Annotated in this window: 8 protein-coding genes; 5 read left to right on the top strand and 3 right to left on the bottom strand. The window is 71.3% G+C overall.

The window, feature by feature from the left end; genetic code table 11:
- Positions 1 to 45 precede the first annotated feature (45 nt).
- Positions 46 to 486 carry a hypothetical protein gene (locus tag F8279_RS18825; protein WP_091425833.1) on the bottom strand — a complete coding sequence of 147 codons (441 nt, stop codon included), beginning with the start codon at positions 484 to 486 and terminating at the stop codon, positions 46 to 48.
- A 335-nt stretch (positions 487 to 821) separates the two neighbouring features.
- Between F8279_RS18825 and F8279_RS18830 the strand changes: the two genes are divergently transcribed.
- Genes F8279_RS18830 through F8279_RS18840 form a run of 3 tightly spaced genes read left to right on the top strand, consistent with a single transcriptional unit; the run spans position 822 to position 3627 of the window.
- Positions 822 to 1400 (top strand): hypothetical protein, encoded by a 579-nt coding sequence (locus F8279_RS18830; RefSeq protein ID WP_091425835.1) that lies wholly within the window; start codon positions 822 to 824, stop codon positions 1398 to 1400.
- A 49-nt stretch (positions 1401 to 1449) separates the two neighbouring features.
- A complete protein-coding gene (locus tag F8279_RS18835) occupies positions 1450 to 2424 on the top strand; it encodes an ArsA-related P-loop ATPase (protein WP_091425837.1) in 975 nt (324 codons plus the stop codon).
- A 54-nt stretch (positions 2425 to 2478) separates the two neighbouring features.
- The gene (locus F8279_RS18840) at positions 2479 to 3627 is read left to right on the top strand and encodes an ArsA-related P-loop ATPase (protein WP_175438843.1); all 1149 of its coding nucleotides are present in this window, start codon (positions 2479 to 2481) and stop codon (positions 3625 to 3627) included.
- 9 nt (positions 3628 to 3636) lie between these two features.
- On the opposite strand, the gene F8279_RS18845 is transcribed toward F8279_RS18840, so the two are convergent.
- On the bottom strand, positions 3637 to 3957 hold the full coding sequence (locus F8279_RS18845) for a WhiB family transcriptional regulator (protein WP_013289026.1): 321 nt from the start codon (positions 3955 to 3957) through the stop codon (positions 3637 to 3639).
- A 404-nt stretch (positions 3958 to 4361) separates the two neighbouring features.
- Here F8279_RS18845 and F8279_RS18850 point away from each other — a divergent pair, with 404 nt between their 5' ends.
- A complete protein-coding gene (locus F8279_RS18850) occupies positions 4362 to 6806 on the top strand; it encodes a transglycosylase domain-containing protein (protein WP_151500621.1) in 2445 nt (814 codons plus the stop codon).
- Positions 6807 to 6883: 77 nt separating this feature from the next.
- Here the strand turns inward: F8279_RS18850 and F8279_RS18855 are convergent, their stop codons facing one another.
- Entirely contained in the window at positions 6884 to 7339 is a 456-nt protein-coding gene (locus F8279_RS18855) for a GatB/YqeY domain-containing protein (RefSeq protein WP_151500622.1), read from the bottom strand.
- A 25-nt stretch (positions 7340 to 7364) separates the two neighbouring features.
- Between F8279_RS18855 and F8279_RS18860 the strand changes: the two genes are divergently transcribed.
- On the top strand, positions 7365 to 8258 hold the full coding sequence (locus tag F8279_RS18860; protein WP_151500623.1) for a metallophosphoesterase: 894 nt from the start codon (positions 7365 to 7367) through the stop codon (positions 8256 to 8258).
- The last annotated feature ends 101 nt before the right edge of the window (positions 8259 to 8359 follow it).

Genomic DNA, 8359 nt, shown 5'->3' on the forward strand with positions numbered 1-8359 from the left:
GCCTGACTTGGACTTCGGTCAGGCACAGCCTACGGTCCGCCGCGGTCACCAGGACGCGGGACGCGGCTCCGGCGCCGGTGGCGGCTCGCCGCACGGGCCCTCGTGCTCGAAGCGCTGCGGGCATCGGCTGCGGTCGGGCAGCAGCAGGTCGCAGAAGACCCGGTGCCTGTTGTTCTGGTCGTCGGCGGTGGAGACGGTGGTCTCGCCCGCGTCCAGCTCCAGCAGGAAGCCCAGCGAGGTGGCCACGGTGCCGGCGAGCGCGGTGGCCGCTGTCAGGTCGGGCACCCGGACCTGGAGGTGGATGACGTAGCCGGGCTCGTCCTCGTCCCGCCCCTTCCCGCCGGAACGGGGAAGCGTCCGTACCCCCTCGACCGGCGGGACGTAGGACCGCTCGTTGAACGGCGCACCCGGCCCCTCGGCCTCGCCCGGCCGTCCGGCCCGGTCACCCGGGAACTGGGCTCGGGGACTGTTCTCCGCGTCGCGCATCCGTCGCCTCCGGGCGTCGTACCTGTTCACCAACACCGCCATCCGGCTCGGAGCCGTCCCCGGCCCGGCTCTCCGCGTCGGGGACGAACGTAGATCCTGCGACGAGTCCCGGCAACGGGACGCGCACGCCTCGTCACGTCCAGTCACATTTGCGACACAAGGCGGGTCGGAAACACGGTGGCCGACTCCGTCCGGCGGGGCGCGTACGCGGGGCTGGCAAGCGCCCCGCCGACCGATACCCTTCCGGACTGGACGCGCGCCGACGCGCGTCCGCACACCTCGACCCGTGCCCGTCGCCTGGGGCGGCGACGGGAGCCGCAACCCGGGGGAGACAGATGACCCAACCGCCCGCCGGTGGCGACACCGGCACGCCCGGCGACCCGAATCCGCAACCGCCGCCCACCGGCGGCGCGCCGCCGGGATCCGCACCGACAGCCGGCCCGCCGGCGTACCCGTCCGACACCCAGCCGCGTAAGCGACCGGCGGTGCTGATCGTCTCGCTGGTACTGGCCGCCGCGGTCCTGCTCTGCGGCGGTGGGGGCACCGCCGCGTTCCTCGCGCTGCGCGACAGCGAGGACGGCCAGGGCGCGAAGGAGCCGCAGGTCGCGGTCGACGGCTTCCTCAAGGCCGTCTACCAGGAGCGCGACGCCGAGAAGGCAGCCGCCTTCGTCTGCTCCGCCGCCCGCGACGACGAGAAGATCGCCACCAAGGTCGCCGAGGTGCAGAAGTACGTCGCGCAGTACCAGAACCCCCGGTTCCGCTGGCCCACCCCGACCGTCGACAACCAGACCGGGGACCGGGCCACCGTCTCCGCCCGGGTGACCATGACCACCGCCGACGAGAAGGTCGCCGAGCAGGCGCTGCGTTTCACGGTGGTGCGGAAGACGGGTTGGTGGGTCTGCGAGGTCGGCTGATCCCACCGGCCGGACAGGGCTGGTCCCAACGGCTGGTTAGGCTCGACGGGTGGCAGCGAGTGAGCAGCCGGCCGAGTCCGCCGGCAGATGGCCGGCCCGCCTGCACGTGGTGACCGGCAAGGGCGGCACGGGAAAGACGAGCGTGGCCGCCGCGCTGGCCCTCGGCCTGGCCGCCGAGGGCCGGCGCACCCTGCTGGTCGAGGTGGAGGGCCGGCAGGGCATCGCGCAGCTCTTCGGCACCGATCCGCTGCCGTACGAGGAGCGGCACCTCGCCGACGCGCCCGGCGGCGGTGAGGTGCGGGCGCTGGCGGTCGACGCCGAGGAGGCGCTCCTCGAATACCTGGACATGTTCTACAAGCTCGGCGCGGCCGGCCGGGCGCTGCGCAAGCTCGGCGCGATCGACTTCGCCACCACGATCGCGCCGGGCCTGCGCGACGTGCTGCTCACCGGCAAGGTCAAGGAGGCGACCACCCGGACGAGCGGGTCGCGCCGGACGTACGACGCGGTGGTGCTGGACGCGCCGCCGACCGGGCGGATCGGCCGCTTCCTGAACGTGACGGCGGAGACCGCCCGGCTGGCGAAGGTCGGCCCGATCAAGACCCAGAGCGAGGGCGTCTCCGCGCTGCTCCGGTCGCCGATGACCGCTGTGCACGTGGTCACGCTGCTGGAGGAGATGCCGGTCCAGGAGACGCTCGACGCGGTGGCGGAGCTGACCCAGCTCGGTTTCCCGGTCGGCCGCGTGATCGTCAACGGCGTCCGCCCGCCGGTTCCGGCCGGGCGGGCGGTCACCGCGGCCGAGCTGAAGCGCGGGCTGGCCGCCGCCGGCCTGCCGACCGACGGCCCGACCGTGGCCGGGCTCGTCGAAGAGGCCCGTGACCAGCAGGTACGCCGCGAGCTGGAGGACTCCCTCCGGGGTGACCTGGTGGATCTCGGCCTGCCCCTGGTCGAGTTGCCGCTGCTGCCCGAGGGGGTCGACCGGGCCGGGCTGGAGACGCTCGCCGGGGCCCTCGTCCGGGCGGATTGACTCACACCTGCGGCCGGCACGGAGCAGAGTGCCCCTCGGGACCGATACGCTCGATTGGTGCCTTCCGAAGACGCGGCGCCTCCGCTTGACGTCGACCAGATCCTCGCCGACGACGGCGTACGGATCGTGGTCTGCTGCGGGGCGGGCGGCGTGGGCAAGACGACCACGGCGGCGGCGCTGGCGCTGCGGGCAGCAGAGCGGCACGGCCGGCGCACGGTGGTGCTCACCATCGACCCGGCCCGCCGGCTGGCCCAGTCGCTCGGCCTGACCGAGCTGGACAACACACCCCGGCAGGTCAAGGGCATCGACGTCGAGGCCAGCGGCGGTGAACTGCACGCCATGATGCTCGACATGAAGCGCACGTTCGACGACGTGGTGCTCCAGCACACCGACCCGGCGAAGGCGGCGGAGATCTTCGCCAACCCCTTCTACCAGGCCATGAGTTCAACCTTCGCCGGCACACAGGAGTACATGGCGATGGAGAAGCTGGGCCAGCTGCACGCCCGGGGCGAGTGGGACCTGATCGTGGTGGACACACCGCCGTCGCGCTCCGCGCTCGACTTCCTGGACGCGCCGGCCCGGCTGTCCCGGTTCCTCGACGGCCGGATGCTGCGGCTGCTGCTGGCCCCGGCGCGCAGCGGCGGGCGGAGCATGTTCAGTCTGGTCACGGCGAGCTTCGGGATGTTCTCGAAGGTGGTGCAGAAGGTGCTGGGCGCCCAGCTGCTCACCGACCTGTCCGGCTTCGTGGCCGCCCTCGACTCGATGTTCGGCGGGTTCCGGCAGCGCGCCGAGCAGACGTACCGGATCCTCCAGGCCCGGGAGACGGCGTTCCTGCTGGTCGCGGCTCCGGAGCCGGACGCGGTCCGGGAGGCCGCCTACTTCGCCGGCCGCCTGCGGTCCGAGCGGATGCCGCTGGCCGGGCTGGTGCTCAACCGGGTGCACCGGCCGGCGGCGGACCTGTCCGCCGCGGAGAGCCTGGCCGCCGCGGAGCGGCTGGCCGGCGTGGGTGGGCACGAGGGCACCGTCGAGGTGTTGCGCGCGCACGCCGCGCTGGCCCAGCAGGCGGTACGCGAGGAGCAGGTGGCGGCCCGGTTCACCGAGGCGTTCCCGGCGGTGCCGGCGGTGTCGGTGGCGGCGCAGCCCGCCGACGTGCACGACGTCGACGGGCTGCGGACGATCGGCGAGGCGATCAGCCGGAGCTGACCGGTCCGGTCAGTTGGCCGTGGTTACCAGGATCTTGTCCTTGCCGGCCTTCTCCTTGGCGTTCTTCTTCATGGCCGCCTCGAACATCTTGCGCCAGCTGGTGACCTGCGGGTGACGGCGCAGCAACGCCCGGCGCTCGCGCTCGGTCATGCCACCCCACACGCCGAACTCGATCCGGTTGTCGAGCGCGTCGGCCAGGCACTCGTACCGAACTGGGCAGCTCCGGCAGATCCTCTTCGCCACGTTCTGTTCGGCGCCCTGTACGAACAACGCGTCCGGGTCTCCGTTCTGACACGCCGCCAGTGACGGCCAGTCAGTGATCATGCCCATCTGTACACGTCCCCCCTTGCAGTACCTACCGACTTCGCGCGAGCAGCCCTCGTACATCCCCCCGGTCGTTCGCGTCGGCCTCCCCAGGGCGGCACGAACGACTCATGGCTGCGGTCGCCGCCACCATCATGCTGTGTAGTCGCCCGATTACGCAACGTTGTCGGCGAAATCCATCATTCCGGACACTCCCGGCTTCCCGGGCTTTCGCCCCGCGACTACCCCGCCCGAGAACGTGAAAACGCTGCGCTACTCCCGGACTTCGCCAGAGACTTCCGCCGGATCTCACGCAACCCCGGACCAGGGCTCGTGCGTTTAGCACAACGAGGCCGGCGCATGCAGGAAATGGGGAAACTTCCCCGCGCGCCCGCCGATTCCTGCTCGCGTACCCTGTCGAGGTGACCTGGATGCGGAAACGTGACCACAACGTGCTGACCAACGCCGCATCGCTGCTGATCTGCGGCCTCTTGGCCGGAGTGGTGGTCGCTGCGGCGGCCTTCCCCGTGGCGGCGATGTCCGGACTGGCCGCAAAGGCCGGGGCGGAGACGTTCGAGGCGCTGCCCAAGGAGCTGACAGTCGCCCGGGCACCCCAGATCACCCGTCTGCTCGCGGCCGACGGCAAGACCGTGCTGGCCACGATGTACGACGAGAACCGCAAGGACGTCAAGCTCAAGGACATCGCGACGCCCATGCAGAAGGCCATCATCGCGGCCGAGGATCACGACTTCTACAAGCACAACGGCGTGGACATCAACGGTGTGGCGCGGGCCTTCGTCAACAACCAGGCCGCCGGCTCCTCCCGGCAGGGCGCCTCGACGCTCACCATGCAGTACGTCCGGCTGGCCATCTCGTACTCGGCCACCCACCCGGCCGACGTGGTCGCCGCGACCGAGGACACCAGCGGCCGCAAGCTGCGCGAGATGAGCCTCGCGCTCCAGGTCGACAAGGAGCTCTCCAAGGACGAGATCCTGGAGCGCTACCTCAACATCGCCGCGTTCGGCAACGGCGCGTACGGCATCTGGGCGGCCAGCCAGGTCTACTTCAACAAGCCGCCGAGCAAGCTCGACATCCAGGAGTCGGCGATGCTCGCCGGCATGGTGAAGGCTCCCACCTCGTTCGACCCGACCACCAAGTCGGGCTACCCGGAGGCGGTCGGCCGGCGCGACTACGTCATCCAGAACATGGTGCAGATCGGCGCGATCACCCAGCAGGAGGCGGACGCCGCCAAGAAGATCAAGCTTGAGGTCAAGGGCAAGCGCACCCCGAACGGCTGCACCCAGACCACCACCCGCTCGTGGGGCTTCTTCTGCGACTACCTCTACCGCTGGTGGCTCCAGCAGGAGACGTTCGGCGCCACCTCGTACGACCGTGAGCGGCGGCTCAAGAGCGGCGGCTACACCATCGTCTCCACCCTGGACGTCCAGGCGCAGAAGGGCGCCGACAAGGCCGTCCGCAACAAGCTCGGCGAGAGCAGCAAGGCGGCCCGGATGGTGGCCGCCGTGGAACCGGGCACCGGCCGCGTCCGCGCCGTGGCGGTGAACCGGAACTTCAAGCTCGACGACCCGTCCGACCCGCAGAACAAGATCTCCAGCGACCCGAAGAAGGCCAAGAAGAAGATCCGGGGCAACTACCCCAACACGGTGAACCCGCTGGTCACCGGCGGTCCCGGCATCGCCGGCTACCAGGCCGGCTCGACCTTCAAGATCTTCACGCTGGTGGCCGCGCTGGAGAAGGGCTACCCGCTCAGCTACCCCATCAACGCGAAGCCGGTCTTCGAGTCCAACTACCCGGTCGAGTTCAACTCGCCCGCCGCCTGCCCGGGCACCAGCAAGTACTGCCCGAAGAACGCCAACCCCGCGATGGCCGGCATGCACAACATGTGGAGCGGCTTCGGCTTCTCGGTCAACACGTTCTTCATCGACCTCCAGCAGCGGGTCGGCGCGGAGAACGTGGTGAAGGCGGCACAGAAGCTCGGCATCTCGTTCCGCTCGTCGAGCGACGCGCAGCTCGCCGCCAACCCGCACCAGTGGGGCGCGTTCAGCCTCGGCGTCTCCCAGACCACGCCGCTGGAGCTGGCGAACGCGTACGCCACGCTCGCCGCCGACGGCAAGTACTGCGAGCCGATCCCGGTGCAGGAGATCCGCGGCCCGGACGGCGAGAAGCTGGACGTCGCCAACCCCCGCTGCGAGCAGCGGGTCAGCACCGAGGTGGCCCGCGCCGCCGTCGACGCCGCGCGCTGCCCGGTCGGTGACCGCTCCTCCACCACCAAGTGCGGCCCCGCCACCGCCGGCAACGTCCGCAACATCGTCGACGCGCCGGTGGCCGGCAAGTCCGGCACCACCGACTCCGACCGCACCTCGGCGCTGGTCGCGATGACCAAGCAGTACGCGGTGGCCGGCATCATGGCCGACCCGGACTGGCCGCAGACCAACCAGAAGATGGGCCACGACGAGACGCCCCAGGGCATCAACCCGGCGGTCTACCAGACGCTGCGTGACGCCATGAAGGGCAAGGAGCGGAAGAACTTCACCCCGCCCAGCGGCAAGATCGTCCTGGGCGACCAGCGCTCCATCCCGGGCGTCAAGTGCGAGTCGATCGAGACCGCGAAGTCCCGGCTGAAGGGTGCCGGCTTCGAGCCGGTGGTCTCCACCAACAAGGTGGCGTCGGAGTGCCCGGCCGGCACCGCGGCCGGCACCAGCCCTGACGGGCGCACCATCAAGGGTGGCGTGGTGATGATCGAGGTCAGCTCCGGCCAGGGCGGCACTCCGGAGCAGGGCGGCACCGCGACACCGGACCGGCCGGGTGGCCCGGGCGGACCGGGTAACGGCAGACCGGGACGACCGGGCAACTGATCCCGGACAGCAGAGCGCGACGGCCACCTCCTGCGGGAGGTGGCCGTCGTCGTTTCCGCGCTACGGGAAGAGCCGGCTCAGAGACCGAGCTGGCGGCGTACCTCGGCGGCGACCCGACCACCCTCGGCCCGGCCGGCCACCGCGGCCTGGGCGGCCTTCATGGCCGGGCCCATCTGCGCCTTGCCGGTGAAGCCGCCCGCGGCGAGCGCCCCCGAGACCAGCTCGGCCAGCTCCTCGTCGGAGAGCTGCTTGGGCAGGTAGCGCTCCAGCACCTCGCCCTCGGCGGTCTCCTTGCCGGCCTGCTCGGCGCGCCCCGCGTCGGCGAACGCCACCGCCGCCTCGCGGCGCTTCTTCGCCTCCTTGGTCAGCACGACGAGCACCTCGTCGTCGCTGAGCTCGCGCTTTTCCCGGCCGGCGACCTCGGCGTTGCCCACGGCGGCCAGGGCCATCCGCAGCGTGGAGGTGGTCAGCTCGTCGCGCGCCTTGAGAGCGGCGCGCATGTCGGCGGTGAGACGGTCCTTCAGCGTGCTCATGGACGGTGAAACTACCCTGAACGGCATGCGAAAGCGCACACTATTCCGGCTCGCGGCCGGAACCGTCGCCGCCGGCGCGGCCACCCTGGCGTACGCGTCGCTCGTCGAGCGCAACATGTTCACCCTCCGCCGGTACGACGTGCCGGTGCTCCCGACCGACGCCGAACCGCTGCGGGTGCTGCACCTCTCCGACCTGCACATGATGCCCGGCCAGCGACGCAAACAGGACTGGGTGGCCTCCCTGGCCGCGCTCGACCCCGATCTGGTCGTGGTCACCGGCGACAACATGGCACACCCCGAGTCGGTGCCGGGCGTGCTGCGCGCCCTGCAACCGCTGCTCGACCTGCCCGGCGCGTTCGTCTTCGGCTCCAACGACTACACCGGGCCGGTCCTGAAGAACCCCTTCACCTACTTCCTGCCCGACCGGGAGTACACCGAGGGCGTGCCGCTGCCGTACGAGGAGCTGCGCGACATCCTCACCGGCGCCGGCTGGGCCGACCTGAACAACGCCCGCACCACGCTCAAGGCCGGCGGGCGGGAGATCGAGCTGGCAGGCGTGGACGACCCGCACATCGAACGGGACGACTACGACGCCGTGGCCGGCCCGGTCAGCGGCGACGCGGCGCTGTCGATCGCGTTGTCCCACTCCCCCGAGCCGGTGGTGCTGGACCGGATGGCCGCCGACGGCTTCGGTCTGCTGCTGGCCGGGCACACCCACGGCGGCCAGGTCTGCGTGCCCGGGTACGGCGCGCTGGTGACCAACTGCGGGCTGCCCCGCTCGATGGCGCGCGGGTTGCACCGCTGGCCCGGCTCGGACTCCTGGCTGCACGTCTCCGCCGGCCTCGGCACCCACCCCACCGCCCCGATCCGCTTCGCCTGCCCCCCAGAGGCCAGCATCCTGACCCTGATCTCCCGCTGAACCCTCCGCCCGGCAGATCTTGGTACGCGCCCGCCCTTCCCGGGGCCGATCCGTACCAAGATCTGCCGGGCGGAGGGTTCAGCGGGAGATCAGGGTCAGGA

The organism is Micromonospora sp. AMSO1212t (assembly GCF_008868145.1).
GTDB lineage: Bacteria > Actinomycetota > Actinomycetes > Mycobacteriales > Micromonosporaceae > Micromonospora > Micromonospora tulbaghiae.

What these genes read in the sequence shown, in the direction of transcription:
- F8279_RS18850 (WP_151500621.1), top strand. Translation starts at nt 4,362, where the DNA reads ATGCGGAAACGTGACCACAACGTGCTGACCAACGCCGCATCGCTGCTG.
- F8279_RS18825 (WP_091425833.1), bottom strand. Translation starts at nt 486, where the DNA reads ATGCGCGACGCGGAGAACAGTCCCCGAGCCCAGTTCCCGGGTGACCGG.
- F8279_RS18845 (WP_013289026.1), bottom strand. Translation starts at nt 3,957, where the DNA reads ATGGGCATGATCACTGACTGGCCGTCACTGGCGGCGTGTCAGAACGGA.
- F8279_RS18860 (WP_151500623.1), top strand. Translation starts at nt 7,365, where the DNA reads ATGCGAAAGCGCACACTATTCCGGCTCGCGGCCGGAACCGTCGCCGCC.
- F8279_RS18830 (WP_091425835.1), top strand. Translation starts at nt 822, where the DNA reads ATGACCCAACCGCCCGCCGGTGGCGACACCGGCACGCCCGGCGACCCG.
- F8279_RS18855 (WP_151500622.1), bottom strand. Translation starts at nt 7,339, where the DNA reads ATGAGCACGCTGAAGGACCGTCTCACCGCCGACATGCGCGCCGCTCTC.